This window comes from Bradyrhizobium sp. Crot121 (genome assembly GCF_059512385.1).
On record NZ_JCAMOR010000012.1, the window covers coordinates 1 to 26,500 of the forward strand.

General features: G+C 61.3%; 23 protein-coding genes and 1 pseudogene. 3 read left to right on the top strand and 21 right to left on the bottom strand.

Annotated elements, in window-relative coordinates; all coding sequences use genetic code 11:
- Nucleotides 1-288: DUF4082 domain-containing protein (locus tag AC5ZGW_RS13610; protein ID WP_496113922.1), on the top strand; the 288-nt coding region annotated here is incomplete at its 5' end.
- Nucleotides 289-353: 65 nt separating this feature from the next.
- Here AC5ZGW_RS13610 and AC5ZGW_RS13615 read toward each other — a convergent pair.
- The 10 genes and pseudogenes from AC5ZGW_RS13615 to AC5ZGW_RS13660 form a co-directional block, all read right to left on the bottom strand.
- Nucleotides 354-2,675: a molybdopterin guanine dinucleotide-containing S/N-oxide reductase gene (locus AC5ZGW_RS13615; protein ID WP_130225244.1), complete on the bottom strand. Its 2,322-nt coding sequence runs from the start codon at nt 2,673-2,675 to the stop codon at nt 354-356.
- A 51-nt stretch (nt 2,676-2,726) separates the two neighbouring features.
- A pseudogene (locus AC5ZGW_RS13620) lies at nt 2,727-3,185 on the bottom strand (aldehyde dehydrogenase family protein); the annotation flags it as partial.
- Between the two features lie 36 nt (nt 3,186-3,221).
- Nucleotides 3,222-5,282, bottom strand: a complete 2,061-nt coding sequence (locus AC5ZGW_RS13625) for a hydantoinase/oxoprolinase family protein (protein ID WP_130225243.1) — start codon at nt 5,280-5,282, stop codon at nt 3,222-3,224.
- Nucleotides 5,283-5,284: 2 nt separating this feature from the next.
- The gene (locus tag AC5ZGW_RS13630; RefSeq protein WP_130225242.1) at nt 5,285-6,955 is read right to left on the bottom strand and encodes a hydantoinase B/oxoprolinase family protein; all 1,671 of its coding nucleotides are present in this window, start codon (nt 6,953-6,955) and stop codon (nt 5,285-5,287) included.
- Nucleotides 6,956-7,050: 95 nt separating this feature from the next.
- Complete coding sequence (locus AC5ZGW_RS13635; RefSeq protein WP_130225241.1) at nt 7,051-8,367, bottom strand: aspartate aminotransferase family protein; 1,317 nt, start codon at nt 8,365-8,367, stop codon at nt 7,051-7,053.
- 24 nt (nt 8,368-8,391) lie between these two features.
- On the bottom strand, nt 8,392-9,099 hold the full coding sequence (locus AC5ZGW_RS13640; RefSeq protein ID WP_130225240.1) for an ABC transporter ATP-binding protein: 708 nt from the start codon (nt 9,097-9,099) through the stop codon (nt 8,392-8,394).
- Nucleotides 9,086-9,823: an ABC transporter ATP-binding protein gene (locus AC5ZGW_RS13645; protein ID WP_130225239.1), complete on the bottom strand. Its 738-nt coding sequence runs from the start codon at nt 9,821-9,823 to the stop codon at nt 9,086-9,088. The genes AC5ZGW_RS13640 and AC5ZGW_RS13645 overlap by 14 nt, the downstream gene beginning before the upstream one ends.
- Complete coding sequence (locus AC5ZGW_RS13650; RefSeq protein ID WP_130225238.1) at nt 9,820-10,806, bottom strand: branched-chain amino acid ABC transporter permease; 987 nt, start codon at nt 10,804-10,806, stop codon at nt 9,820-9,822. Before AC5ZGW_RS13650 ends, AC5ZGW_RS13645 begins: the two co-directional genes overlap by 4 nt.
- Nucleotides 10,807-10,809: 3 nt before the next feature.
- Nucleotides 10,810-11,685, bottom strand: a complete 876-nt coding sequence (locus AC5ZGW_RS13655) for a branched-chain amino acid ABC transporter permease (protein WP_165435162.1) — start codon at nt 11,683-11,685, stop codon at nt 10,810-10,812.
- 131 nt (nt 11,686-11,816) lie between these two features.
- Nucleotides 11,817-12,968: an ABC transporter substrate-binding protein gene (locus AC5ZGW_RS13660; protein ID WP_130225236.1), complete on the bottom strand. Its 1,152-nt coding sequence runs from the start codon at nt 12,966-12,968 to the stop codon at nt 11,817-11,819.
- Nucleotides 12,969-13,158: 190 nt separating this feature from the next.
- Between AC5ZGW_RS13660 and AC5ZGW_RS13665 the strand changes: the two genes are divergently transcribed.
- Entirely contained in the window at nt 13,159-13,965 is an 807-nt protein-coding gene (locus tag AC5ZGW_RS13665) for an IclR family transcriptional regulator (RefSeq protein ID WP_130225235.1), read from the top strand.
- A gap of 326 nt (nt 13,966-14,291) precedes the next feature.
- Here AC5ZGW_RS13665 and AC5ZGW_RS13670 read toward each other — a convergent pair whose 3' ends face one another.
- The 7 genes from AC5ZGW_RS13670 to AC5ZGW_RS13700 are packed head-to-tail and all read right to left on the bottom strand — an operon-like array spanning nt 14,292 to nt 20,651.
- A complete protein-coding gene (locus tag AC5ZGW_RS13670) occupies nt 14,292-15,257 on the bottom strand; it encodes a dihydrodipicolinate synthase family protein (protein WP_130225234.1) in 966 nt (321 codons plus the stop codon).
- Between the two features lie 29 nt (nt 15,258-15,286).
- Nucleotides 15,287-15,931 carry an ABC transporter ATP-binding protein gene (locus AC5ZGW_RS13675; RefSeq protein ID WP_207230997.1) on the bottom strand — a complete coding sequence of 215 codons (645 nt, stop codon included), beginning with the start codon at nt 15,929-15,931 and terminating at the stop codon, nt 15,287-15,289.
- A 55-nt stretch (nt 15,932-15,986) separates the two neighbouring features.
- A complete protein-coding gene (locus tag AC5ZGW_RS13680; protein ID WP_165435161.1) occupies nt 15,987-16,709 on the bottom strand; it encodes an ABC transporter ATP-binding protein in 723 nt (240 codons plus the stop codon).
- Nucleotides 16,706-17,608, bottom strand: coding sequence for a branched-chain amino acid ABC transporter permease (locus AC5ZGW_RS13685; protein ID WP_165435160.1), 903 nt, complete (start codon nt 17,606-17,608; stop codon nt 16,706-16,708). Before AC5ZGW_RS13685 ends, AC5ZGW_RS13680 begins: the two co-directional genes overlap by 4 nt.
- Before the next feature lie 17 nt (nt 17,609-17,625).
- Nucleotides 17,626-18,507 (bottom strand): branched-chain amino acid ABC transporter permease, encoded by an 882-nt coding sequence (locus tag AC5ZGW_RS13690; RefSeq protein ID WP_130225231.1) that lies wholly within the window; start codon nt 18,505-18,507, stop codon nt 17,626-17,628.
- Between the two features lie 48 nt (nt 18,508-18,555).
- A complete protein-coding gene (locus tag AC5ZGW_RS13695; RefSeq protein WP_165435159.1) occupies nt 18,556-19,734 on the bottom strand; it encodes an ABC transporter substrate-binding protein in 1,179 nt (392 codons plus the stop codon).
- Nucleotides 19,735-19,757: 23 nt separating this feature from the next.
- Complete coding sequence (locus tag AC5ZGW_RS13700) at nt 19,758-20,651, bottom strand: amidohydrolase family protein (RefSeq protein WP_130225229.1); 894 nt, start codon at nt 20,649-20,651, stop codon at nt 19,758-19,760.
- A 118-nt stretch (nt 20,652-20,769) separates the two neighbouring features.
- Between AC5ZGW_RS13700 and AC5ZGW_RS13705 the strand changes: the two genes are divergently transcribed.
- Nucleotides 20,770-21,468, top strand: coding sequence for a GntR family transcriptional regulator (locus tag AC5ZGW_RS13705; RefSeq protein ID WP_165435158.1), 699 nt, complete (start codon nt 20,770-20,772; stop codon nt 21,466-21,468).
- A gap of 89 nt (nt 21,469-21,557) precedes the next feature.
- Here AC5ZGW_RS13705 and AC5ZGW_RS13710 read toward each other — a convergent pair whose 3' ends face one another.
- The 4 genes from AC5ZGW_RS13710 to AC5ZGW_RS13725 form a co-directional block, all read right to left on the bottom strand.
- The gene (locus tag AC5ZGW_RS13710; protein ID WP_130225227.1) at nt 21,558-22,982 is read right to left on the bottom strand and encodes an amidase; all 1,425 of its coding nucleotides are present in this window, start codon (nt 22,980-22,982) and stop codon (nt 21,558-21,560) included.
- A gap of 87 nt (nt 22,983-23,069) precedes the next feature.
- Complete coding sequence (locus tag AC5ZGW_RS13715) at nt 23,070-23,780, bottom strand: ABC transporter ATP-binding protein (protein WP_165435157.1); 711 nt, start codon at nt 23,778-23,780, stop codon at nt 23,070-23,072.
- Nucleotides 23,770-24,525, bottom strand: a complete 756-nt coding sequence (locus AC5ZGW_RS13720) for an ABC transporter ATP-binding protein (RefSeq protein ID WP_165435156.1) — start codon at nt 24,523-24,525, stop codon at nt 23,770-23,772. The genes AC5ZGW_RS13715 and AC5ZGW_RS13720 overlap by 11 nt, the downstream gene beginning before the upstream one ends.
- Entirely contained in the window at nt 24,519-26,465 is a 1,947-nt protein-coding gene (locus tag AC5ZGW_RS13725; protein WP_130225224.1) for an ABC transporter permease, read from the bottom strand. The genes AC5ZGW_RS13720 and AC5ZGW_RS13725 overlap by 7 nt, the downstream gene beginning before the upstream one ends.
- Between the last annotated feature and the right edge of the window lie 35 nt (nt 26,466-26,500).

Sequence of the window (26,500 nt, forward strand, 5' to 3'; positions counted from 1 at the left end):
ACCGCAAGCGGCTGGCAGACCGTGCCCTTGGCGACGCCGGTCTCGATCGCCGCCAACACCACCTATGTCGCGTCCTATCACACAAACGGCGAGTATGCAGCCACCAGCAACTTCTTCACCAGCGCGCTCACGAGCGGAGCCCTGACGGCGCCATCCAGCGCTACGTCAGGCGGCAATGGCGTCTATGCTTACGGGGGAACGAACTCGGCCGGACTCTTCCCGACCAACACTTTCAGTTCCACCAACTACTACGCCGATGTGGTGTTTCAACCTCAGCTCGCAGCGTGAACTCGTCGATTCTCGCTCAGTCCGATGCGATCAGAGCTCAGACGTGATCGGGCATGTCACGTCCGCTACATCGGATCGAAAGCGCGGATCGGCGGCAGATTGCCGCTGAACCGTTCCACCTCGACAGTCGTAAGCTGGCCGGTGCAGCCTTGCGCGAAGGACGAGGTGCCGACGTCGCGGGTGAGCACATTCGGATTGCCGTGAACGCAGAGTGGTGTCTCTTCCTCCGGATCCATCGGGTCGTACCACGCGCCGGTCGGTAGCTGGACAACACCGGGAGCGATGCCATCGGTGATGTGCACCGCGGCAAGGCAGGCGCCGCGTTCGTTGAACAGGCGGATGATGTCGCCATCCGCAATTCCGCGAACGTCCGCATCGCGCGGGTTCATGCGCGCGACCTCTCGGCCGCGATGCTTGGCCCCGGTCGAATGTCCGCCGAAGTCGAGCTGGCTATGCAGACGCGTCACCGGCTGATTGGCGACGAGGAAACACGGCGAGCCCGGCTTGGGCACATCTGTCTTCTCGAGCCAGACCGGATGGCCCGGACAGTCTGCGTCGCCATGGCCCGCGATCTTCGTCGAGAAAATCTCGATGCGTCCGCTCGGCGTCGGAAGGGGATGAGCGATCGGATCCTCGCGGAAGCCGCGCAGCTTGCCGCCGTCGTCGAGGTGTTGCGGCACGATCATGCTGCCGCGCTCCCAGAATTCCTCGAAGCTCGGAGCCGCGAGGCCGCGCGCGGCGAGCGAGGTGCGGGTCGGTTCGTAGAGATGTGCCAGCCACTGCCGTGCCGTGCGGCCTTCGGTGAAGGCCTCACGACTCCCGAGACGCTCGGCAATATCGGAGAAGATCTCATAGTCATCGCGCGCAAGGCCAAACGGTTCGGCGATCCGGTGCATGGCGACCATCAGTGGATCGTTGGTGGAATAGCCGATGTCCTCGCGCTCGAGCGTCATCGTGCAGGGCAGAACGATGTCGGCGTGCCGGGCCGTGGCGGTCCAGGCGAGCTCATGCACAACCAGCGTGTCGAGCCGGGCGAAGGCTTTGCGCAGGCGGTTGAGATCCTGGTGGTGATGGAAGGGATTGCCACCTGCCCAGTAGACGAGCCGGATGTCCGGATAGACGCGTGTCTCGCCATTGTAGCGATAGGTGGTGCCGGGATTGAGCAGCATATCGGCGATACGCGCCACTGGAATGAAATCCGCGACACCATTGCGGCCTTGCCCTAGCGTCGGCCCCGGCACGTCGTTCACGCGGCGGCCGTAATAGCCGATCGCGCCGAGCGAATAAGCGTAGCCACCTCCAGGCAGGCCGATCTGGCCCAGAGCCGCCGCCAGCACCATGCCCATCCAGACCGGCTGCTCGCCGTGCTCCGAGCGCTGCAGGGAATGGGAAACGGTGATCAGCGCGCGCCGTCCGGCAAGCCGACGGGCGAGTTTCCTGATCGTGTTCGTGTCGACACCACAGATCGCGGCGGCCCACTCAGCGTTCTTGGGTTGCCCATCCGTCTCGCCGGTCAGATAGCGCAGAAAGACCGGCCAACCCTGGGTGTAGCGATCGAGGAAGGCCTGGTCATGCAGGCCTTCGCTGACCAGCGTATGGACGATGCCGAGCATCAGGGCCGTGTCGGTGCCGGGCACGAGCGTCATCCATTCGGCACCGGCCTCGGCGGGCAGATCGTCACGCAGCGGGCTGACCAGGATGAACTCGCAGCCGCGCCGGCGCGCCGCGGCCATGGCGCCGCGCTCGACATGCTTGCTGATCGAACCGCCGGCCACCATGGAGTTCTTCAGCGCCATGCCGCCGAACGCCAGCACGATCTCGCTTTCGGCCGCGATCTGCTCCCAGGTGACGTTGCGCTTGGTGATGTCTTCGTAACCCGCCAGGATCTGCGGCAGCAGCACCGAGGACGCACCCGAGGAATAGGTGTTTACCGAACGCACATAGCCGCCCATCGCAATGTTGAGGAAGCGGTGAACTTGGCTCTGTGCGTGATGGAAGCGGCCGGCGCTCGACCAGCCATAGGAACCGCCGAAGACCGCACCGGGGCCGCGTGTGTCGCGGATGCGCGATAGCTCACCGGCCAGGAGGTCGAGCGCCTTCTCCCAGCTGACGGACACGAATTCGTCGCGGCCGCGGCGATCATCGGGGCCGGGACCACGCTCAAGCCAGCCGCGGCGGATCGCCGGCTGGGCGATGCGAGCCTGGTGGCGCAACGCGCCGGGGAAGTTGCCGATGATGCCGTTCGGATCAGGATCCCCCGCATAAGGCCTGACTTCGAGTCCAGCCTCGCTGTGACGCGCCGAGAACACGCCCCAGTGCGAGGTGTGCGGCTTGAAGCCGTCCGACAGGTCGAGGCCGGGGTCGGGGTAACCAATTATCTCGTTCATCGCCTCATCCTTATGCTCCGCTGGGGTGCTCCGCCTCCACTTTCATGTCTATCAGGGCAACGTATATGCCGTCTTCACCGTGGTGAAGAGTTCGGCGACATATTTGCCCTGCTCTCTCGCTCCGTAAGAGGAGCTCTTGCGGCCACCGAACGGTACATGGAAATCGACGCCCGCAGTAGGTAGGTTCACCATCACCATGTCAGCTTCCGCATTGCGCTTGAAATGTGTGGCATGCTTGAGACTCGTCGTGGCTATGCCAGAGGAAAGGCCAAACGGCGTGTCGTCCAGGACGATGTTTTTGAGACGTTCACGGAGCGCGGCCACGAATTTGTCGTGGACGCTCTTCGTCACGATGAGGCGGGAAGAGGCCGTGCAGCGTTGGCCGGTCGAGAAGAAGGCAGAATTCACAGCAGCCTCCACGGCGACGGTGAGATCTGCGTCGTCGAGCACAACAAGCGGATTCTTACCCCCCATTTCAAGCTGAAATTTGCGGCCACGCTCGATAGAAGCTTCCCCGAGCACCCCATGTGGCAACAAGCTTCGCCCCTAAACCTCTCCCGCGACCCCAAGCTCGATATCGAGCCATCCCAGCGCATTGACCGCCGCGCGATCGCCGCTGTTGATGACGACCGTTGTCGTCTCGGCCTCGATGATCGCGGGACCTTCCAGCACATGCCCCGGGCGCAGTCTTTCCAAAGCGTAGACTGGCACCTCGCGCCAATTGCCAAAGAAGGCCTGCCGTTTGGCGGCGGGTCGCGCACTTGGCTCGGTCGCCGGCGTCGGCGCGTTGGCTTGCGCAGTTCTGGGAACTGCACCAACGGCTGCGGCTCGCGCATTGACGAACACAACTTCCTGATCGCGGGAAGCGTAGGTATAGAGCTCCTCGTGACGACGATGAAACCGCTCTTCAATGTCGGCAACCAGCGACGGCGCAGTGAGGTTGACGTCACTGAGCGGTACGTCGACCTCGAATACCTGCTCGCCATAGCGCATTTCGGCGGAGCGTTCCGTTGCGATCGGCCCGTCAAACCAGCCGCGCAACCGCTCCGCGGCCTGCCCCTCGATATGCGCAAAAATCTTGCGAATGTCCGAGGCGGTCGTACGGGTGCCTGCCTCGAAATGGGTACGGCTCACCTCGTAGCGCAGGTCACTGGTCAGCATCCCCCAAGCTGACAGCACTGAGGCTTCCGTCGGCACGATGATCCGCTTTATGTCGAGCTCGCGCGCCACTTCGGCAGCGTGCAGTCCCGCGGCTCCGCCGAAGCTGAGGAGTGCGAATCTCCGCGGATCGACACCACGACGCAAGGTCATCAATCGGATGCCATCGGCCATTTTCAGATTGACCAGTCGATAGATGCCGGCAGCCGCCTCGATGCGCGTCACTCCGAGCGAAGCTGCCAGGCGATCGACCGCCGTCTCCGCCGCAACCCGGTCCAGGGGACGCCGTCCGCCCATGAAAGCTGCCGCATCGAGATAGCCTAAGACGATGTTTGCGTCCGTTACGGTCGGCTCCGTGCCGCCGTTGCCATAGCTGGCTGGCCCTGGCATTGAGCCGGCGCTTTCGGGACCGACGCGAAAGATACCGCCAGCATCAACACTGGCGATCGACCCTCCGCCCGCCGCGATGCTGGCGATATCAAGGCTGCGCAGCGCAATGCGCTGATCCGCCAGTCCTCCATCCGCCGAGAGCGTGGCGCGCCCGTCCGTAATCAGGGAAATATCGGTGCTGGTACCGCCCATATCGAAGGGCACAAGATCCGGCAGCCCGAGCAGTTCCGCACACCGCCGGCAACCGGAGATGCCGCCCGCCGGACCGGACAGCACAGTCGCCGCCGCGAGGCGCCCGGCTTCCTCCACCGGAGCCATGCCGCCATGGGAGAGGATGATGAACAGGCTGCCCTTGAAGCCCGCTTCGGCGAGGCGGCGCTCGAGCCCGGTCAGATAATGTCGCACGGCGGGGCCCACATAGGCATTCACGATCGTGGTGGAGACGCGCTCGTACTCCTTGATCTGCGGTAGCACGTCGCTCGAGCGCGACACGCTGACACCAGGCAGCTCGCGCGCAAGCCGCTCGGCTGCCGCGATCTCATGGGCGGGGTTGCGGTAGGAATGCAGGAAGCAGACCGCGACCGACGTGGCGCCGGAGGCACGGATCGCCGCGATAGCCTCGCCGAGCGAAGCTTCGTCGAGTGGAGCCAGCACCTCACCGTTGGGCCGCAGTCGCTCGCGCACGCCGAAGCGCAGTTCGCGCGGCACCAGCGGCTCCGGCGGCGGCGTCCGCAGGTCGTAGCGGTTGCCTTTCAATCCCTCGCGCATCTCGATCACGTCGCGGTGGCCTTCCGTGGTCACGAGTGCAACCTTCGCGCCCTTGCGTTCAAGCAGCGCGTTCGTCGCAACCGTGGTGCCGTGCACCAGTCGCTGTGTCATCGCCAGCATCTCGGCGCGCGACAGGTCGAGGCGGCGCGCGAGTTCGTCGAGCCCACTCATCACGCCGATCGACTGATCCTGCGGCGTGGAAGGCGATTTCGCGAATACGGTGCGCCCGGTCGCGTCGATGGCGACCAGATCGGTGAAGGTACCGCCAACGTCAATGCCGATCGTCAACATCGTTACTGAACCACTTCTGTCGTTGAGCTTGAAGTCACGAAGCCGCACACCTCATCGCGTCGGCGCGCCTGCTCCGTGCGTCGCTCCGGCAGCCCCCATCCTCCGCCGCCGGCAGAGCGCACTTCTAGGCAATCTCCCGGATGAATCTCGATGCCGACCTCTTTGGTTCGCAACACACGCGGCGGCCGTCCGGCGGACAGCAGACGGTAGTGATGCGGCGCACCGTCCTTCCCACCCAGCATGCCGCACGCGCCGTGCCGGGTTCCGTCGCCCGCCGTGTTGCCGAGCGCCGGCTTCTCGACTTCGAAGACGAGGTCAAGCGCAACCCCGAGGCCGCCGCGGAACTGACCGTCACCGCCGGAGTCGGGCCGATACTCATGATGACGAAAGTGCAAAGGGAAACGCGCCTCCGCGACCTCGATGCTGCCGAACTTGAGTCCGCCGACCGTGTGCCATTCGCCGATCGAGGACCAGCCGTCACCGCGCGACGAAGCGCCACCGCCCGGGCGCGCCTGAAACATATGCCAGATGAAGCTGCGCCCGCTGCGAGGATCCTCGCCCTGCACCGCGATACGGAATCGCCGGCTCCAGCCACCCATGGCTCGGTCCGGACAAGATGCCGAGAGCGCCTTGATCACCGCCTCCACGATCTCGTTGGATGGATGGCTGGTGCACAGCGTCACCGGCCGGCCCGGATCGGCCCAAACGATCGTGCCCTGCTTGGCAACCACCGTGAGCGGCCGCAATGCGCCAGCGTTCTTGGGAATTTCAGCATCGATCAGATACGCAAACGCCATCACCACCGCCGCATGCATGTTGGCGTGCGACGAATTGACGAAGCTCGTGCTCTGCGGGTCGGAGTCCGACAGATCGACCTCGATCTTGCTGCCCGACTTGGTGACTTTGGCAGCAATGCGGATATCACTGCGACCATGACCATCATCGTCGAGGAAGGCTTCCCCATAGAACACGCCGTCCTTCCAGGTCGAGACCACCGCACGCGTCTGCTGCTCGGCGGCATCGAGAATCGATTCGATCGCAGCTTCGACGACGGGCGCGCCGAATTCGGCAAACAGCCTCCCCATCCGCCGCTCGCCCATGTGCGCAGCGCCGATCATGGCCGCAAGGTCGCCCCGGAAGTCGTAGGGATTGCGCACGTTCAGCGCCAGCATGTCGAGGATATCGTCGCGCAGCCGGCCGGCCTCATAGAGCTTGATGGGCGGAACGCGCAACCCTTCCTGCCAGATTTCAGTGGCATCCGGATTGTAGGCACCATGCGTCGCGCCGCCGATATCGCTCTGGTGCGCACGCACGATGCTCCAGAACAGCCGCCGATCGCCGTCGAACACCGGCACGAACGCGGTCAGATCAGGCAGATGGCTGCCGCCGTGATAGGGGTCATTCATCAGGATGACGTCGCCGGGCGCGACCTTCTCGAAGCGCTCCTCCACCGCACGCGTCGCCCAGGGCAGCGCGCCGACATGGACCGGGATGTGGTCGGCCTGGGCGATCAGCCGGGACTGGGAGTCACAGATCGCGAGCGAAAAGTCACGGCTCGAGTTGAGTATCTGTGAATAGGATGTGCGAAGCATTGCTTCGCCCATTTCGGCCACGATCGAGCTCAGCCGATGCTGAACGACGGACCGAGTGATGGGATCGACCTTGTGGGGCATTCTCGCACCTATCTCAGACAATATTGCTTTGCGGCGTGATGGCCCGATTGGCTCCCACGCGGCGCCTTTACCAACCTCAACGACACAAGGACGCGTCAGGCTTTTGCAGCAACCTGCGCCAGTGCGTCCGATGCCGCACCGATGATGATCTCGATATCAGCGTCCGTCATCGGCAGCGACAGCGCCATCAGGCCATAGCCGGCGGCGAGAATGCCGCGATTGAGAAACTCCAGATTGAACAGGGTCTGCCGTTTGGCCTCGCCTTCGGTCATGTAGGCCGACCGGTAGTCGCGGATTGGCCGTTCGGAGAAGTGGATTTTCAGCAGCGACCCAAGACCGACCGCGGTGCCCGGTAAGCCATGGCGACGGAATGCATCGTTGATGCCCTTTCGCACGGCCTCGCCGATCGCATCCAGACGCACGAATGCGTTCTCGTCCAGTAGCTCCATGGCCGCGAGGCCGGCGCGCATGGTCACCGGATTGGCCGAGAACGTACCGCCATGAGGCAGCGCGGGTTTACCCTTGCTCGGATCGAATACCGCCATGACATACCTCTTGCCGGCGATCGCGCCGACCGGAAACCCGCCGCCGATGATCTTGCCGAGCGTGGTCAGGTCAGGATCGATGCCCCACAGTCCCTGGGCGCCGTGGTAGCCGAGGCGGAAGGAAATCACCTCATCGAATACCAGCAGCGCGCCGACTTCACGCGTCGCTTGGCGCAGCGCCTCCAGATAGGCCCTGTCGGCGGGTACGAGCCCGGCGCGGTTCGGCATCGGATCGACCAGCACGCAGGCGAGATCGCGGCCGTGCTCGCGGATCAGGCTGACGGCCCCGTCAATATCGTTGAAGGGGATCGTCACGACATCGGCCAGCACGTTGTCCGGAGTGCCTTTCGCATAGGCAACGGAGACTGGCGCGTTGCCGTTCCAGTCTGCCGGCGCCGGATCGAGGCTGACTTCGGCATAGTCGTAGGAACCATGATACGCGCCCTCACACTTGGCGATCTTCGGTCGCCCGGTAAACGCACGCGCTGCCTTCAGCGCCATCATCACGGCTTCCGTGCCGGAGTTGGCGAACCGCACCTGGTCCACCGACGGCAGGCGTGCGGCGAGTAGCTCGGCAAGATCAATCTCGGACTCGGTCGGCATGCCGAATGCGGAGCCGAGCGCGAGCTGCCGCGTGGCGGCCTCGATCAGCACCGGATGGGCATGACCGTGAATCAGAGAGGTGAAGTTGTTGATACAGTCGATCAGTTCATTGCCGTCCACGTCCCAGACCCGGCACCCCGCCCCTTTCGCGGCGTAGACCGGATAAGGCTTCATGAACACCGTTGTGCGGGTGTTGCCGCCCGGCAGGCTCGTCAGCGCGCGCTCGTAGAGCGCTTTCGACCGCGAAGTCATGTCAGGATACATTGTCTTGTCTCCTTTTCCGAGAGGTCAGCGTCCGAGATAGGCTTCGCGGACGCGCGTGTTCTGTTTGAGATCGTCAGCGGCGCCATGAAGGACGATGCGGCCCGTCTCCAGGACGTAGGCCCGGTCCGCCACCGACAACGCCAGGACCGTATTTTGCTCCACCACCAGGATTGTGAGCCCGCTGTCAGCGATCTGCCTCACCCGCTCGTAGACTTCTTCGGCCAGGCGCGGTGCGAGGCCAAGTGACGGCTCGTCGAGCAGCAGCAAGCGCGGGCGCGCCATCAGTGCCCGTCCGATCGCCAGCATCTGCTGCTCACCTCCGGACAGCGACCAGCCGAGCTGCCGACGACGCTCCTTCAGGCGCGGAAACAAATCGAACACCCGCGCGAGATCGCCGGCGATCGGCTGACGCCAGCGTCGCCAGTTTACCGTGGCGAGTGCCAGGTTCTCCTCCACCGTCAGGCCAGGAAAAATCCGTCGGCCTTCCGGCGCCTGGGCGATTCCAAGCGCGACGCGACGATCGCTGGCGAGCCGCGCAACCGATGTGCCTTCGAACATGATGTCGCCGGACTGAACCGGGTTCAGGCCCGAGATCGCGTGCAGCAGCGTGGTCTTGCCGGCGCCGTTGGCGCCGATCAGGGCGACCGTCTCGCCCCGCCCCACCTCCAGCGTCACGCTCTGCAGCGCGACGATGTCGCCATACGCGACCGTCAGATCCTTACACGCCAGCATGACGATGACCTTCGCCGAGATAAGCCGACAGCACTGCGGGATCGCGCTGGATCTCAGATGGCGTGCCCTCGGCAATCTTGCAGCCGAAATTGAGCACGACGATGCGCTGCGCCAGTCGCATCACCATGCCCATGTTGTGCTCGATCAACACGATGGCGAGCCGATGTTTCGCCCGCAGGTCTGAGAGCCGGTCGGCCAGTTGATCAACCTCGGCAGAGTTGAGGCCGGCGGCAGGTTCGTCAAGCAACAGCACGCGCGGTTCGCAGGCGAGTGCTCGACACATTTCGACCATGCGCCGGCGACCATAGGACAGCGATCCGATCGCCGCCTGCGCGTCCGCCGCAAGACCCATCTGGTCGAGCACCGTCATCGCCCGCTTGCGCAGCTCCGCCTCGCTGCGACGGCTTTGGATGGCCGCGCCGGCCATGACGTTCTCCAGCACGCTCAACCTCGCGAACGGCCGCCCGTGCTGGAAAGTTCGCCCCAAGCCAGCGCGGACTCGCTTGTGAGCCGCCGCCCGCGTCATGTCGCGCCCTTCGAGCAACACCCTGCCCTTGTCAGGCAGGACGAGTCCGGTCAGGACATTGAGCAGAGTCGATTTGCCGGCACCGTTGGGGCCGATGACTGCGATGAATTCATCCTCTCCGACCGAAAGCTCGACATCCGAGAGCGCGGTGAGCCCTCCATAACGCTTGGCGATTCCGGTGGCCTGCAGCAAGCTCATGGGCGCACCTCCTTAGACGCAGCGACCATCGCCGGCTCGTTCGAGCGCCCGTCCCGCCGGAGGCCGCCCGGCCAGCGGAAGCCGACAAGGCCCGAAGGCAGGAAGACGAGAATGGCAAGAACAAAAACACCAAAGAACGCCAGATAGGCTGAGCCGAGAAAGCGCAGCCATTCGGGCAGGAAGGTCAGGAGCAGCGCCCCCAGGATGGCCCCCACGATCGAGCCTTCGCCGCCGACGATCAGCATCGCAAGGTAAGTGATGGAGTGCGCATAACTGAAGTCCTCCGGCGAGATGAAGCGCATATGGCAGGCGAACAGGCCCCCGGCGACGGCGGCATAGATCGACGACAGCACAAACGCCGCGATCTTCACCCGCGTGACGTCGATCCCCGTCATGGACGCCGCCGTCTCGTCGTCGCGCACCGCGATCATCGCCCGCCCGTGGCGCGAGGCATGAATGAGCCCGGCGACGGCAGCGGAGACCGCCAGCACCGCGAGCGCGAACCACAGGTAACTGCGCTCGTCAGCCAAAGCATGGCCTGCGACCTGCAGCTCGGGGATGCGCGAGATGCCGTTGGTGCCGCCGGTCAGCTCAATCCAGTTGGCGGCGACAATGGAGAATGAGACGTTGAGACCCAGCGTCGCCAGTGCGAGATAATGGCCCTTCAGCCGCAGGAGCGGAAGGCCGATCAGCACGGCGAAGATCGCCGTGCCGGCCACTGCGACGGGCAGCGCCAACCATGGCGACCATCCCAGCAGCGTGGTCAGCAGTGCCACGCCGTAGGCGCCGGTGCCGACGAAGGCCGCATGGCCAAGCGAGATCAGCCCGGCATAACCGAAGGCAAAGTTAAGACCGATGACGGCGATCGCAGAGATCACCGCGAGATTGAGCAGCCGAAGATGATAATCGGTCAGCAGCATCGACAGGCCGAGACCCGCGATCAGGATTACAATGCCAAGCAGGAGCGGAAAGCGCATCGACATCGATCAGCCCCGATCCTGGACGCGTTCACCGAACACACCCTGCGGCCGCACCAGCAGGAACAAGATCATGATCCCGAAGGAAATCAAATCCTTGTAGGCCGAGGAGACGTAGGATGCGCCGAGCACCTCGCTGAGCCCCACGAACAGGCCGCCGACAATCGCGCCCGGCAGACTGCCGAAGCCGCCGATGATGGTGGCTGCGAACGCCTTGAGCGCAATTGGATCGCCCATGCTGGTGTCGGCAAACCACATCGGACCAAGCATCAAGCCCGCGATGCCCGCGAGCAGCGCAGCAAGGACCCACGACAGCGCCAGCAGACGGTTGACCTTGAGGCCCATCAACCGCGCCGCCTGGATGTCCTGCGCCACTGCGCGCATGCCGATCCCAAGCGAGGTACGAAAGAATAGGAGCCAAAGCAGAGCAACCATGACGGCAGTGACAACCACGACCGCGATGGCATGGGCAGATATCGTGGCGCCTGCGATCGTGAGATTCACCCCCTCCACCGGTGACGGCAATCGAAACGGCCAGGACCCGAACGCCAGCAGCGCCGCGTTCTGCATCGTGATGCCGATCGCGACTGTGCCGATGATGATGGTCACCACCGGGCTCTTGCGCAGCGGCAGATAAAGCACCGCAAAAAACAGCGCCCCGAACAGCGCCATCGCCAGTAGGGCCGCGCCGTAGCCCACTGGCCAGGGTAGCTCGGCATTGAGCAGCATGGCCACGCCGGCGAAAGTGCCGAACATCACGAACTGTCCGGCAGCGAAGTTCACGACGCCGGTGGCGGAATAGACAATGACGAACCCGATTGCGGCGAGCGCATAGACGCCACCGATCGCAAGTCCGTTGATGAACAGCTGGATGAAATCCGTCATGTCGTCCTGGTCGTGTGTTGCAGGGCGGCTTCGATGGTCGCCGACGGTTGCGGGCGGAGGTTCAGCCCGCCCGCGGCATGATTTGCAGTGATCCGCAGCACGGGCGCACCCGCGCATCGGCACTTCGAGCGTCAGTTCAGCTTGATGCTCTGAACCAGCTCCAGCGATTTGGTCCCCGTCTTGGATTTCACGACCGCCAGATCGAATACGCCATTGCCCTTGGCGTCGTAGGAGTAGACGTGGCCGATGCCCCGCCAGTCTTTCACGGCGGCCAGCCAGTCCCGCAGCGCTTTGGGATCGGTCCCCGCCTTGCGCAGGCCCTCGGCCGCGAGCATCGCGCCATCGTAGTAGGCGAGCCCGTAGGGATCCGGATCGGTGCCGAATTTCGTCTTGTAGCGTTCGACAAAATCCTGCATGCGCCCGCCTACCGCCGGGTCAATGAAGGTGTCGACCACCCCCCACACACCGTCGAGATCGGCGGGCGACAGAAGTTGCAGTGCCGCCGGCACCAAAGCCGCTGACGACGTGACGAGCGGCATCTTGAGGCCGAGCAACTTCGCCTGCCGCAAAACCAGCGCGCCGTCCTGCGGGTAATTGAAGATCAGGATGACATCGACGCCCTTGCCGCGCAGACCGAGCAACTGCGCCGAAAAATCCTTATCGTTCTGTCCATAAGCCTCCATGCCAGCGACGGTCACACCGGCGGCTTCGAAACGCTTGGCCGCCGTTTGGGCGCCGCCTTGTCCGAAGTCGTTCTGGATGTAGAGAATGCCGGGCTTCTTCGCCTTCAGCACATTGAGCGCGCACTGCACCATGCCTTCGGCGGACACGCTGTCGGCCGGTCGCACGCGGAACATCCACTCATTGCCGCTTTCGGCCACAGCATCTGCCCCGCCCGCGTAGAACGCCGGCACCTGGACCTTCTTCAGCTCAGGCGCCACTGCCAGATTCTGTGTCGAATAGCTCGACAGGAAGAACAGCGCAGGCTTGGTTTCCTGTGCCAGCTTGACGAAGGCATTCACCGCCGTGCTGTTGGACGCCTGCGTATCCTCAAACACGATCTTGAGGTTGCGTCCGTTGATGCCGCCCGCCTTGTTGATATCCTCTTCGGCCATCATCAGCGAGTTGTGATACTGCTTGCCGGTAAGCGACAGCGGTCCGGTCATCGGCACTGTCGCGCCGACGACGATCGGGCTCCCCTGTTGCGCGCGGGCTGCCGCCGCCCACGGCATCGCCGCCGCCGCGAGCAACGCTTTCAAGAACTCCTGCCTCGTCATCCTCATGTTTGTCCCTTCTGAGCCCCTGGGGTCGCTGATGCCCCGCCGGGCCTCCCCTGCAATTTACTATTGACCTTCGTTCCGATTTCCGGAATAATATTCCGATATTGCGTAAGGCTAATCTGCTCACGTCGGCCGAGTCAAGCCGCTGGGTTAGGCACGCATGCACAAAGTTTCCGCCTCGAGGACATCCTGAATGGCAACGTCAGATGAAGCGGCGGGCCCGCTCGACCGCTACATGCAAGTGCTGGAGCTCGTGGCCACGTTTCCTGGTGCACTCACCCTGGCAGACGTGTCCTCGTTGCTCGATCTCCCGAAGACGTCTGCACACCGGCTGCTCAAGGGCTTGGTGCGCGCTGGGCTTGCGAAGGACAATGTCGGTGGCCGTGCTTATCAGCTTGGCGACCGTCTGCTGCGCCTTTTGCACGCAACCGCTGATGATGGATGGATCAGCGCGCTCGCCCGCGGACATTTGCAGCAGCTGACCGACGCGACGTCAGAAGCCTGCTATCTGACCCGCTTGATCGGCGCACGCGTCGTCGTTGCGATTTCCATGTCACCTGACGTGCGCTGGCGCAGCTATGTGCAGCCGGGGATCGAGATGCCAGTGCATGCGGCCGCGACAGCCAAGGCGATCATCGCATATCAAAGTGAAGCCGTATTGGCCGAAGCGATGTCGGCTGACCTTCCGATTCTCACGGCTAACACCCGGAACGACCGCGCTTGGGTCGAACAGGAGCTCGCGGCGGTCAGAGCTAGGGGCTATGCGACATGCATCGGAGAGATCGACGAAGGCCTGGCCGCGATTGCGGTGCCTATATTCCTGTCCGATCGACGCGTGTTTTATGCGCTCGGAATGACGGGCCCCCTGCAGCGGATCATGAATGAACAACTCCCCGACCGATTGACAGCTCTGCGAGACGTCGCGCAAGCACTGGGAAGATCACTCTCAATAGGTGAAAGGCTCAGGTCAAGGGACACACCGCCAGCCGATCAAACGTAAGTCGGCGTATTCTCATGTTCCTCTCCGGAAACGGCGGAGGGGTGTTGGCACGAACGTGGAGCGTTGCCGGCGCTGATGACATCGCGAACCTCTCTGTTCTGACTAAACTGGCTTAGCGGCGCTTTGATGGTCCGCCACATGTCGCCTTTTGTGCGCGATCTAACTACGCTTCGAGACCGACCGAGCAGGTTCAAAATCCTGGAGGCGCAGCCACCGACACCGCCATTTCACTGACGGCGGCCACATGAGGAGCGATTGGCGCACCGCTGAAACAAGCCGTACAGCGGAGTTATCAAATCCGCTGTCGGCAAGCTTGCGCACTTCGTCTATTCGGCCGCTTGACGGAAAGCGCCTTCCTTCCGGAGCCCTGCCTCGGCAACCGCCTGCCGCAACCGCGCCAGCTCCTGGTCCGACAATTTGACGAGTGGAGGACGCACGACAGCCTTGTCGAGACGCCCCAACATCACGAGCATCTCTTTCATGCGGTTGTGCATATCCAGAAACGGTGGCGCGTAGAACGCTTGCTGCAATGGAACCATGCGATCATTGATCGCCTTTGCAGTGGCCAGATCATCAGAGCTGATCGCATCAAACAGGGCCGCCTGCAAATCCGCGATCACACTTCCGGCTCCCGAGAGCAAGCCTTTTGCCCCCATCGCAAGCGATGACATCAGCCAGGAGCTATGTGTCGTGAGGACGTTTACCGGCTTTGGAAGATTCTGGAAGGTTCGGATGTGGCGCTCGTGCAGCATTGGATCATTGCACCAATCCTTCATCGCCTTGATGCTCGGAATGGCATCAAAAAGGCTGAGCAAGGTGTCGAAGGGATAGTTGACCAGGCTGGATGCCGGATACTGGAACAGGATCAGCGGCAGATCCGTTGCGTCCGCAATGCGCTTGAAATGAGCGAGCGCCATGTCGGGGCGGAGCTGGCCTCCGAGAGAGAATACCTGGCTTGGGAACACCAGGAGCGCCGAGGCTCCAGCGCGGTCCGCCATTTTGGCGATCCTTGCCGCCTCCTGCGATCCGTCGGCATAGACACCGCTGATGAGCGGTACCTTGTCACCAACCTCCTCAAGCGAGAATGTCAAGATCCGCTCCTGCTCCTCGAACGAACAGGCATGGACCTCGGACGCGTGGCCATTGACCGTGACCGCTGTGACACCCGACGTGAACGCACATTGCGCCAGATGCCGTCGTGTTTCCTTCTCGTTGATGGACAGATCATCATTGAAAGCCGCAAGCGTCGCGGGAATGACCCCGCTGGGCATAAAATCCTTGAAGCGCGGCATGTCCTGTCTCCCTGGCTCGAGAGCGCTGATTACGAAAGGCTAAGGAACGATTCGACAAATTTGGGATCGTCGAGGAGGCTCTCTGTGGTCCTCGCCATTTGGATGCGGCCAGCTTGCACGACGTAAATTCGGTCCGCAATAGCGGTCGCGAGCTTGGCATTCTGTTCGGACAACAGGATGGTCAATCCCTCGTCGCGCAGACGACCAAGGGTTCGGCCGATTTCCTTGATGATAACCGGAGCAAGACCGATCGAAGGCTCGTCCAGCATCAACAGCTTTGGTGACGCCATCAGGCCGGAAGCAATGGCGACCATTTGCTGCTGTCCTCCGGACATGGTTCCGACCATTTGGGCCCTCCGGTCCTTGAGGATGGGAAAGAGCCGGTGCACGCGCTCGATGCGCCGCGCCACTTCCTGTGTGCTTCGACAGAGATACGCGCCGACGAGAAGGTTCTCATGCACGGACATCATCGGGAAGACGCCGCGCACCTCCGGAACGAGCACCAGACCATGGGCCAGCCGTACGTCGGGCGTTGCATCTTCCAGCAGGTCAGCACCGAAGCGGACCGAGCCTGAGAACGGCCGCACGAGTCCGGCAGCGGCATTCAGCAACGATGTCTTACCGGCGCCATTGGGTCCGATGATTCCAACGATCTCGCCCTGCTTGACCGTCATGTCGACGCCGTCGACCGCAAGGAAATCTCCGTATCTGATCACAAGTTTCTGGAGTTCAAGCATCGCCCGTCCCCAAATAGATATCGATTACCTCCCGGTGGCGCAGCACGGTCTGCGGACTATCGTCGACCAGCTTTTTGCCGTTGACCAGAACGACCACCCGATCGGCGAGCGAGGTAATGACCTTCATGGTGTGCTCGATAATGAATATCCCGCACTCCTCTCGAAGGGACTGAATCAGGCCGATCATCGCGCGGATCTCTTCTGGATTGAGCCCTCCGACCGGCTCATCAAGCATCAGAAGCTTGGGTCGCGAGATCAGGCGGGAAGCAAACTCCAGCCGACGTCGATCATATAGACCAAGCGCACCCGCCCGCTGTTCGAGGTCGGCTGTCAGCCCGACGCGGGCCAATGCCCCTCTTGCCTCATCGACTTCCTTGGTGCCCATCGAACTGTGCCCGAGCGCACCGGCAAGCACGTTTTCGAGAACGGTTAACTTGTCGAAGATCTTTACGGCCTGAAAGGTCCGGGCGATGCCGGCGCGTGCGACGACGTGCTGCGGACGCCGGGCTATGTTGGCGCCATCGAGCAGGATCTCGCCGCTATCCGGCTTCAGCGTTCCGCTGATCACATTGACGAATGTCGATTTGCCGCTGCCATTCGGACCGATCATACCCAGCAACTCGCCCCTGCGCTGGGACACATTCACGTTTGAAAGCGCCTTCAGCCCGCCGAACGCTTTCGAAATGTCGGTCGCCTCGAGCAGAAGATCATTCATGTCCGCGCCTTCCGCTTCAATACAAAGCCATAGATGCCTTGCGGCAAGAATAAGGTTACGAGAACGATGGCAACCCCATAGATGACGTCCTTGACCCATGTGTACTGCACAAGCAGGTAGGGAAGCGGTGCGAGCAGGAGCGCTCCGAGCAGCGGCCCGACCAGCGTTCCGCGTCCTCCCATCGCAACCATGAGCCACAGATTCAAGCTGATTAGCACATCGAAGGCGCGTGGTGAGGCGAAGCCGATGTAGTGCGCATACAAGCCGCCGCCCAGGCCCGCGATGAACGACGAGATGATGAAAGCCGCTGTACGGTTCAGCGTGACATTGATCCCAAGCGCACGCGCAAGGTCCTCATCCTCCCGGATGGTGATCAACGTCCGACCAAATCGGGAGCGCATGGTCAAGCCGATGCCGGCGACTGCTGCGATCACGAACAGCGCAAGCACGCACTCTATGTAAGGAGACGGAATCGCACCTCCATCGAAACCGGTGGGACGCGGCACCGATGCGATCCCGGTATCGCCATTTGTATATGCCGGAAAATAAACGAAAGCGATCGTAAACGCCGATTGGATCACCATGCCGGACAACGCAAAGTAAAAGCCACGAAGGCGAATGGCCGGAAGACTGAGAAGCAATCCGACCAGAGCTGCCGCAGCACTGCCGATCGGCAACGCAAGCCAGAACGACAGTCCCAACCGCATGACCAGATGAACCGTCATATACGCGCTGATTCCGGCGATGCCGGCGTAGGTCAGCGGGATCAGACCTGTGAAGCCGTACAGCAGATTGAGGCCGCTCGCCCATAACATATGGATCAGCGCGATGCCCGCGATGAACACCAGAAAGTCATTCCGCAGGCCGAAAATCGCAACCAATGGCGTCGCGATCACCATTGCAATCACAAGTATTCTCATTTGGCGAACAACCCGCTCGGGCGAATGAACAGCATCGCAAGCATTGCCAAGAGGTAAGCAAAGGTAGCGACCGTCGGGTCGGCAAAGACGCTGACAATTGCCTGCGTGAACCCGAATACCAGGCCAACCACCAGCGCGCCGACGACGCTCCCCGGCCCACCGACGATCATGATTGAGAAAGTGATGAGTGAGATGGTCCAGCCGACGGTCAGGTCGAGCGCAAACGCCAGCGCGAACAGAATTCCACCTGCCGTCGTGATTGCGGTACCCAGCAGAAAAGCGAACCGATAGATCTTCAAGGTATCTATACCGCGCAGGCGTGCTGCCTCGCGGTTCTGGAACACGGCGCGCAGCGCTCGGCCAATCCGGTGCAGCCTGAGAAAAGCGACCAATCCGCCCAAAACCGATCCAGCCAGGACAAACGCGATCAGCCGGGTATACGCAATCGGCACCGGTTCGATAATCGCGAATCCATTGACGGGCGCCGTGACCTGAAATGTGTCGCTGATCCTGCCGAACGTGCCCGTATAAATCCCGCTCAGGATTTGTGCGATACCGAGGGTAATGATCAGATAGCTGATGTTGCGGTCCTCAAGCGGATAGAATCGCTTCAGGATCGTTGCTTCGCACGCAAATGCGAGGAAACCGATGATCAGAAAGGTCGTCGGCACGGCCAGCCAGAGCGGCCATTCCCACTCCGTACCAAAAAGCCAAAACAGCAGGCCGGCGGCTAGAAAGACCTGCCCGTTGGCCGCTTGAGGGAGAAGAATGGTACCGTGAATCAGCGACAGGCCGGCGGCAACCACGGAGAATATGGTGCCGACCAGCAGCCCCGACGTGATCACGGAAAACACTACGAGCAGATTCTCTTCGAGCATTGAAACGTAACCCCAACTCGAATTGTCGCCCCGAACCGCCGTTCCTGCTCAACGCACCAGATCGTAGACGGGCAGGACTTCCGGCGACCATTCCATGTAGTTGACCTTCTCCGTTTTGAAGTCGTCCTTGCTCAGGCTCTTCAACTGCATGAGGTACATGTACTCGATACGTGCCCCGTTTTGATCGAAGCGGATGGGCACGCCGGTCGTCACCTCCTTCGTATTGACCTCGCGCAAGGCCGCGCGAATTCCATCCCTGCCCTTTGCCCCCTTGTCCACGAGTTCGTTGAGCAGATAGACCGTCGAGTAGCAGTAGTTCTCGGTGTATCCCGGCGGATAGTTCTTCACCTTGCGGAAGTTTTCGACGAAGGCTTTGCCCTGCTCGGTCAAATTGGGAAGGTTATGGTCAAAAAACGTCCCAAAGTACGAGCCGATCGAGCGCTCTCCCCATGTCATGATCTGCTTGGTCGACCCGTAAGGATGATACAGTTGCTCCGGCTTGAAACCAACGTCGAGCATCTGTCGCGTCAGCGTGGCGTCGAACGCGCCGCCGCCAGCCAGGATGACGAAATCAGGCTTCTTCGCCTTCATTTGCGCGGTTTGCACCGTCGCATCCGAGGCTGATTGCGGAAACAGCATTTCGGCCACGATGGCAATGCCGTCCCTCTCCGCCTGATACTTCAGGCCGGCGAGGATGGCCCGATTGACCGCAAAGTCGCTCATCATGACGCCGATCTTGGCATCCGACTTCATGGTCTTGATGAATTTGACCGCGGCATAGCCCCATCCTACGGCGTCCGGCTCCATGCGAAAGACCTGCTTGGTTCCGGGCTTTGTGAGTTGCGGGAATGCTGCGACAGGCATCAAGACGGGCAGTTTGGCATCTTCGGCATATCCGTAGACCGCGAGTGACACGTCTGCATTGGTCGGACCGGACAGGAGATCGACCTTCTCCTGGGTGTCGAGCGATCTTGCTACGGCGGCAGCCTGCGCCGGATTGCTCTGATTGTCCTGGACGATCAGGTCTATCTTCTTGCCTTTTGCATTGACTTCCGTCTCGGCAAGCCGCGCTCCGTCCAAGCAGGCGTTACCGAAGAACGTCCAGACGCCGGAGAGTTCGGAATTCCAGCCCACCTTCAAAGGCTGGTCGGCAGCGAGCGCGGGACCGGCCATCGCGGCCATGGCGCAGACCAACACCGACAGTTTCGGCAAAGAACGACCGAGCATGATTTCCCCCATTAACTGATTGATTAGATTCGATAGAGCTGTGCAGCGGTGTCGTGGAGGATCGCGCGCTGCTCCTCCAGCGAGAGATAGGAAATGGACTGACGGAAGGTCTCGTTCAGCGCCTTGTAGCTCGTCCAGAGCTTTTCAATCGGGAAATTGCTTCCAAACATGCAGCGCCCTGCTCCGAAGATAGAAACGGTCTCCCTGATGATCGGAGACACGACCTCAGCCGGATAAGCATGCACAAAGGTGCCCAGACCGGATAGTTTGGTGAAAACATTCGGCTGAGCGGCAAGCAACTTCATGCCGCGACGCCAGAGCTCCCACCCCGCGAGCGAGAGATCTTCCAGCATGCCCGCATGTTCGAGCACGAAGTTGACCTTCGGAAATGCGCGCGCAAGCTCCGCACCATCCTGCATCTGGCCGGCGAAGACTTGAAGTTCGAAGATCAAATTGCGATTGGCAAGCTCGGTCATGCCCTTGCGCCAAGCGGGATCGTTCATCACGTTGGGCCGGGACGCGAAGCGGTATTGAGGATTTTCGTGCCAGTGCAGTTGCTGGCGCACGCCGCGCACCGTGGGCAACTTGCAAAGCTTGTCGAGCAATGCGTCGACGTTCGGATCGGCAAGATCAGCGTAGGCAACGCAGGCGTGCGGCCAACCTGCCGCATTAGCCACTGACTGCACCCATTGCGCCTCCGTCAATTCGCCGCCGGGGGGCCAGTTGGTCTGGACGTAAATGGATTTGACGACGTTGGCGCCTTCCAGATCGCGCCGGAATTCGTCGACCGTGTAGTCTCGGCGAATGGCTTCGTAGGGACCGAAAATACGCGGCACTGGCGGCCCGGACAGCCAAGCCAAGTCAGCAAGACGCCAAATGTGATGATGCGCGTCGATCGCCTCGATGGGCTCAGCCATCCGCATTTCCCCCCCAATATCGTTGCTGGCACTTTTAGGACTGAATTATCGCGCGTCAAGTATTTTCGAAAATATGCAGTCTGTGGTAAAATCCAGCACATCTTGTACGGGAGCATCGATGACGGCGGTTGCTGGCACGGCAAAAACCCTGGCTGAAAGTGCCTATCTACGGATTCGCGATGCTATTCGTGGTGGGGCACTGCCGCCCGGCACACGCTTACGCTTTGCAGAGCTCCAAGACCTCTGCGGGATGAGTGTCACCCCGGTCCGCGAGGCGCTGACGCGACTCACGGCCGAGGGCTTCACAACCGTGGAAGAGAACCGCGGCTATCGGGTCGCGCCACTATCCATTGAAGAGCTCTGGGACATTGCGCGGAGCCGGCAACTTATCGAGGGCGAAGCGCTACGGCTCTCGATTGCGAAGGGAGGCGCGGATTGGGAGGGCGCGCTCGTATCGGCGCACCACTTGATGAAGCGTATCGCCCGAACAACTCACCAAGCACCGACGGTAGTCGATGAAGACTGGAATCACCGGCACACTGTTTTCCACCGATCGCTTATCCTGGCCTGCGGATCACCCATACTCCTGTCCATAAGCGAGAGCCTCTATGATCGTGCCGATCGCTATCGTCGTCTGTCGTGGGCGATACCGGACAACCCTCGAGCAATCGAGGAGGAGCACGAATTGATCTTCAAAAGCGCGCTTGCTCGCGATGCCGAAGCCGCGGTGACCTACCTCCGTGTTCACTATGAACGCACGGCACAGCAGGTCGAGGCATTCCTGCTGAACAAGGCCCAGCCCGACGTTTCGATTTAGTGGACGTGCAGCGATTTGCTTCGAGAGGATAGCCTATCCGGGCGCTTGGTTAGCCTAGTCTGCTCGGTCCTCGCATGAAGGAGGCGGTGTCACGCGGCCGGTCCAATGGGTGGACGCTGTCGCTGCATTGGTAGCGCCTCTTGGAAGGACGCCGCAGCTTGCAAGACCCCGAGATCGTTGAAACGCCGGCTCACAATCTGCAACCCAACCGGAAGCCCAGCCGCGGTCATGCCACAGGGGACGCTGGCGGCTGGGTGGCTGGACATATTGAACGGATAAAGAAACTCAGACCATGCAAGCCAGTCCCATGCATGTTCCGGCCAATCCTCGGGCCTCACGCGCTCGACAGGAAACGCCGCAACAGATGCAACCGGCGTTATCAGGTAATCCCAATTTTCGAGAAACGATGAGATCCTGGCCACGTAAGTCAGCTTCCGCTCTCGCATATTGATGTAGTCGGCGGCCGAGAAGTTGGCTCCCGCGCGAATACAAGCCACAAGGTCGGGGCTCATTCGGCCTTCCCAATCAGCCAATAGCCTGGCATGACGTCCACAATAGACACTCCAGAAAAAGCGGCCGAGCTCAGGCCCGAGCACACCCCAGTCGGGGATCACTTCTTCGACGTCGGCCTGGAGCGTGCCAGCAAAAGTCCTCGCTGCATTCCGGACGATATCGGCAATCTCATCGTCAACTCTTGCGTGACCGAGATCGAGGCTGAAGGCCACACGCTTACCCTTCATCGACCCCTTCAGCTTCGCAAGATAGGCATCGGGCCGCGCCTCACACGACGTATGATCGAGAAAGTGGGGGCCGGCCATGGTCTCGAGCATGAGCGCAGCATCCGCGACAGTTCGCGTCATGGGTCCAGGATGAGTACCGTAGTCGTTGTTCGTGACGGGGACGCAAGGCACGCGCCCGTATGTCGGCTTCAACCCAAAGATGCCGCAGAAATGTGATGGCATACGGATGGAGCCAGCTCCATCAGACCCAAGATGCAGCGGTCCGAAACCGGTCGCCGCGGCAGCACCCGCTCCAGCCGAGGAGGCTCCCGCATTAAGTCCATGCCGCCAAGGATTGTGGGTAATCCCCGTCACAGGGTTGCGGCTCATGCCGGACCAGGCAAACTCGGACATTGTTGTCTTGCCGATGATCACCGCGCCGGCCTTGCGCAGACGTTCCACAACGACGTTGTCAGTCGCCGCGACCTGCCCCTTGATGGCGTATGAACCGGTCGACGTTTCTTGACCGGCAACATCGAAGGCATCCTTGATCGTGACCGGAATTCCCTCGAGCGGACCCGCCTCGCGCTCCCGGAGGCGGTGTTCCGATTGTCTTGCGGCAGCAAGCGCTTCCTCGTACATAACTACCGAGAAGGCGTTGATCCGTGGATTGATGGCGTTGATCCGTTCCAGGACCGTTCTTACGACTTCTACTGGTGTAGTATCTCCGCGCGCATAGCTTTCCTTGAGCTCAATCGCGCTCGCGTATCCGATATCGGATTGAAGATTGGTCATCGCTTGTGATCCTTCGATTGTATGGACGCGACCATGTGCAGGCGAGGCAAAGCCGGCACTGCACGATCGGACTGTGGGGCACTGATGCTAGTGAATGCCGAGATATCGCTCGATGCGTTCTGGATGACGCTGGCTTTCGATCGAGCTTAGGCGGTCGACGACGATGCCGTTTTCCATCACCACCACTCGGTCAGCGAGTGAAAGCGCAAAGCCGATATTCTGCTCAACAAGGACGACCGACAGGTCTTCACCACGCAACGCCGCAAGCGTTTCGCCCACCTTCTTGACCACAACGGGCGCCAGCCCCTGCGATGGCTCGTCCAGCAACAGCAGTCGCGGACCCGGTGCAAGTCCTCTTCCGATTACCATCATTTGCTGCTGCCCGCCCGATAGTTCCGAGCCGCGACGCCTCAGCAGGCCAGCGAGGTCCGGAAACCATTCGACGATGCGGCGCAGGTCGTAAGGAGACCCCCGGCGATGCCCGAGCATGATGTTCTCCTCGACCGTCAAGAGCGAAAACGGGTCGCGGGTTTCAGGCACATAGCTAATCCCGGATCGTGCGATCTGGTGCGACTTCATTCCGTCGATTCGCGTCGAATCGAACGAGATGGCACCGCTTTTGACCGGGTTGAGACCCATGATCGCTCGCAGCGTAGTCGTCTTTCCGGCACCGTTTCGACCCACAACCGCGACCACCTCGCGGCGGCCGACATCGAAACTCACGCCGAACAACGCTTGGCTTCGACCATAGTAGGCGTCGATGGCATCGACCTTCAGCAAAGCCTTCTCAGCTACCAAAGTAGGCCTCCTGCACATCCCTATTCTCGCGAATTTCGAAAGGGCTGCCGTGAGCAACCACCGCGCCGCGGTTCATCACGGTGATCTCGTCCGAAAGATCCATGACGATACCCACGTTGTGTTCGATCATGATGATGCTGAACTCACCTTTCAGGGCCATGATCACCCGCTTCACACGCTCGGCCTCTTTGCTTGAAAGTCCGGCAGTTGGCTCGTCGAGAAGAATGATCCTGGGCTCGCAGGCCAAGGTGACAGCGAGTTCGAGGAGGCGTTGATCGCCATATGAAAGTTCTCGCACCGGCACATCCGCGATCTCGACCAACCCAAGCCTCTGCAGATAGGAAAAGGCCCATTCGCGCGTTTCGGCGAACCGCGTCACTTGCCGCCAGAACACAAAGGGATTGCCGCCGCGGGCCCGGTACGCGGCAACCCAGACATTCTCTCGCGCACTCATGTCCAGATAGACGCTTGAGATCTGATAGGAGCGGGCGACCCCCATTCTCGCGACGCGATCAGGCGTCAGGTCGGTGATGTCGGTCGCTCCAAGCCGAATTGCACCTGAGTCCGGGGTAAGGTCCCTGGTCAAGAGATTGAATAGCGTGGTCTTGCCGGCACCGTTTGGCCCAAGAATGCTGTGCAGACGCCCTTTGGCGAACGCGATGCTCACCTGATCGACTACAGTGTTTCCGCCGAAGCGCTTCGACAATCGGTCTGCCGCCAATACGATTTGATCTTGCACTAGCATTGTCGCTGTCCACGCCCCTTGACCGTCCAGCTCGAGAGTTTGGAGACGAAGCCGACCAGCCCATTCGGTAGAGAGGCCATGGTGACTATGACGAATACCCCGAGGAGCAGCGGCCATCGAGTCCAGACCAAGCTGAACAAGCCCTGCAACCATATGAACACGGCGGCGCCGATCACCGGGCCAAGCATGCTCCTCTGCCCGCCAATGACGACCATGAACACCACGTACGCTGATCCGGTCCAATGTACGGAATCAATGGGCATGATCCGGTACAACATGGCAAACAGTGCACCCGCCACGCCTGAGATCGCCCCCGCGATCACGAAGGCGACGAGCTGGAGCATAGGCACAGGATACCCGAGGGAGACCGTGCGACGACTGTTCTGCCGGCTCGCCGCAAGTACAAGACCAAACGGGCTGTTCACCATCCGCACCAGAACAATCATCGTCGCAAGGAAGAGGACAGATGCAAGCGCGTAGAAACTTCGATTGTCGTCGAAACTGAACGACCCGACAAATGGCAGTTCAAGGACGGGACGACGAATGCCCGCCAGGCCATCCTCTCCACCGGTAACCGAGCGCCAGGAATATACGATGTAGTAGACCAGCTGGTTGAACGCGAAGGTGAGCATCATGAAGTAGATGCCGAGCCTGCGGATACTTAGAATGCCGACCGCTGCCGCGATTAGTCCTCCGCTTCCGCAGGCAACGACCAGGGCGAGCGGCAACGACGTCCAACCATGCGCCAGAAGGTACCCGGCCGCGTATCCGCCTGTACCAAAGAACGCGGCCTGGCCGAAAGAGTAGAGGCCAGCCGTTCCGATCAGCAGATTCGCTGCCATTGCGAAAATCCCAAAGATCAGGATTTCCGTCGCGATGTTGATCGGCATCACCAAGGGCAGGATCGATACGGCACCGATAATGCCGATGCTTCGGATCAGGTTCGCGGTCAGCGGTCCCGGTCTCGCGGTCGTGCCAACACTGCTGATTTCGATAGGTTCTTCGATACTCTTGGCCAATACAGTTCCGTTGTGGTCCGATGATCTCATCGCCAATACCTCGCCAGACCGGCTTTGCCGTAAGCGCTCGCCAAAAAGCCCCTGGGGTCGAAGAAGCAAGACGCCGATCATCACTGCATAAATAATCGCCGTGCTCGCGGCAGGCGCCGCAATCGTCATGAGACTCTGGACCACTCCGACCAGCACCCCCGCGGCAATCGAGCCATAAAGAGATCCGAGACCACCGATGACGAGCACGACGAAGGCAATGCCCAACATATCGCCCCCCATGGTCGATGTCGCTCCGACCAGCGGCAATGCCAAGCCACCCGCCAGTCCGGCCAGTCCGGCGCCAAGCATCATTCCCGCGGAGAGCAACAGGTCGACGTTGATCCCCAAAGCCTGAGTGGTCTCGGGTCGTTCGATTCCTGCCCTGACATAAGCACCGAACTTGGTGCGCTCGATCAACAACCAAACGGCACTGATCACCAGCGCGGAGAAAACGCTCGCAAAGGCTATATATTTCGGCACGATCGTAAAGCCGAGATTGATCGCCCCCCGCAATATGGGCGGTGGCGAATAGCTGAGGCCAACCGTGCCCCAGCCAATCAGGAGGGCCTGCTCGATCACAAGCGCGGCGCCGAACAACGTGATCAATTGGGGAAGATATCCGCTTCCGCTGACAGGCTGTATCGCAAAGCGGTCAAGCGCCAAACCGGCAAGCGCCGCGCCCAGAAATGCGACCGCCAATCCGACGGCAAAGGACATTCCAAGCGACACGACCGAATAGCAGAGGTAAGCACCGAGCGCGTACAAGGCACCGTGAGCGAAGTTCGGAATGTTCAGCAGGCCTTTGATGATGGAAAGGCCGAACGACATCAGGGCGTAAATCATCCCGATCGCGATGCCGTTGACGAGTTGCGCTGAAATCAGCCAAAGCATCTGCCGTCCCTCTCGCGTCGCGTGCTCATATCGGT

What these genes read in the sequence shown, in the direction of transcription:
- AC5ZGW_RS13615 (WP_130225244.1), bottom strand. Translation starts at nt 2,675, where the DNA reads ATGAACGAGATAATTGGTTACCCCGACCCCGGCCTCGACCTGTCGGAC.
- AC5ZGW_RS13625 (WP_130225243.1), bottom strand. Translation starts at nt 5,282, where the DNA reads ATGTTGACGATCGGCATTGACGTTGGCGGTACCTTCACCGATCTGGTC.
- AC5ZGW_RS13630 (WP_130225242.1), bottom strand. Translation starts at nt 6,955, where the DNA reads ATGCCCCACAAGGTCGATCCCATCACTCGGTCCGTCGTTCAGCATCGG.
- AC5ZGW_RS13635 (WP_130225241.1), bottom strand. Translation starts at nt 8,367, where the DNA reads ATGTATCCTGACATGACTTCGCGGTCGAAAGCGCTCTACGAGCGCGCG.
- AC5ZGW_RS13640 (WP_130225240.1), bottom strand. Translation starts at nt 9,099, where the DNA reads ATGCTGGCGTGTAAGGATCTGACGGTCGCGTATGGCGACATCGTCGCG.
- AC5ZGW_RS13645 (WP_130225239.1), bottom strand. Translation starts at nt 9,823, where the DNA reads ATGAGCTTGCTGCAGGCCACCGGAATCGCCAAGCGTTATGGAGGGCTC.
- AC5ZGW_RS13650 (WP_130225238.1), bottom strand. Translation starts at nt 10,806, where the DNA reads ATGTCGATGCGCTTTCCGCTCCTGCTTGGCATTGTAATCCTGATCGCG.
- AC5ZGW_RS13655 (WP_165435162.1), bottom strand. Translation starts at nt 11,685, where the DNA reads ATGACGGATTTCATCCAGCTGTTCATCAACGGACTTGCGATCGGTGGC.
- AC5ZGW_RS13660 (WP_130225236.1), bottom strand. Translation starts at nt 12,968, where the DNA reads ATGAGGATGACGAGGCAGGAGTTCTTGAAAGCGTTGCTCGCGGCGGCG.
- AC5ZGW_RS13665 (WP_130225235.1), top strand. Translation starts at nt 13,159, where the DNA reads ATGGCAACGTCAGATGAAGCGGCGGGCCCGCTCGACCGCTACATGCAA.
- AC5ZGW_RS13670 (WP_130225234.1), bottom strand. Translation starts at nt 15,257, where the DNA reads ATGCCGCGCTTCAAGGATTTTATGCCCAGCGGGGTCATTCCCGCGACG.
- AC5ZGW_RS13675 (WP_207230997.1), bottom strand. Translation starts at nt 15,931, where the DNA reads ATGACGGTCAAGCAGGGCGAGATCGTTGGAATCATCGGACCCAATGGC.
- AC5ZGW_RS13680 (WP_165435161.1), bottom strand. Translation starts at nt 16,709, where the DNA reads ATGAATGATCTTCTGCTCGAGGCGACCGACATTTCGAAAGCGTTCGGC.
- AC5ZGW_RS13685 (WP_165435160.1), bottom strand. Translation starts at nt 17,608, where the DNA reads ATGGTGATCGCGACGCCATTGGTTGCGATTTTCGGCCTGCGGAATGAC.
- AC5ZGW_RS13690 (WP_130225231.1), bottom strand. Translation starts at nt 18,507, where the DNA reads ATGCTCGAAGAGAATCTGCTCGTAGTGTTTTCCGTGATCACGTCGGGG.
- AC5ZGW_RS13695 (WP_165435159.1), bottom strand. Translation starts at nt 19,734, where the DNA reads ATGCTCGGTCGTTCTTTGCCGAAACTGTCGGTGTTGGTCTGCGCCATG.
- AC5ZGW_RS13700 (WP_130225229.1), bottom strand. Translation starts at nt 20,651, where the DNA reads ATGGCTGAGCCCATCGAGGCGATCGACGCGCATCATCACATTTGGCGT.
- AC5ZGW_RS13705 (WP_165435158.1), top strand. Translation starts at nt 20,770, where the DNA reads ATGACGGCGGTTGCTGGCACGGCAAAAACCCTGGCTGAAAGTGCCTAT.
- AC5ZGW_RS13710 (WP_130225227.1), bottom strand. Translation starts at nt 22,982, where the DNA reads ATGACCAATCTTCAATCCGATATCGGATACGCGAGCGCGATTGAGCTC.
- AC5ZGW_RS13720 (WP_165435156.1), bottom strand. Translation starts at nt 24,525, where the DNA reads ATGCTAGTGCAAGATCAAATCGTATTGGCGGCAGACCGATTGTCGAAG.
- AC5ZGW_RS13725 (WP_130225224.1), bottom strand. Translation starts at nt 26,465, where the DNA reads ATGCTTTGGCTGATTTCAGCGCAACTCGTCAACGGCATCGCGATCGGG.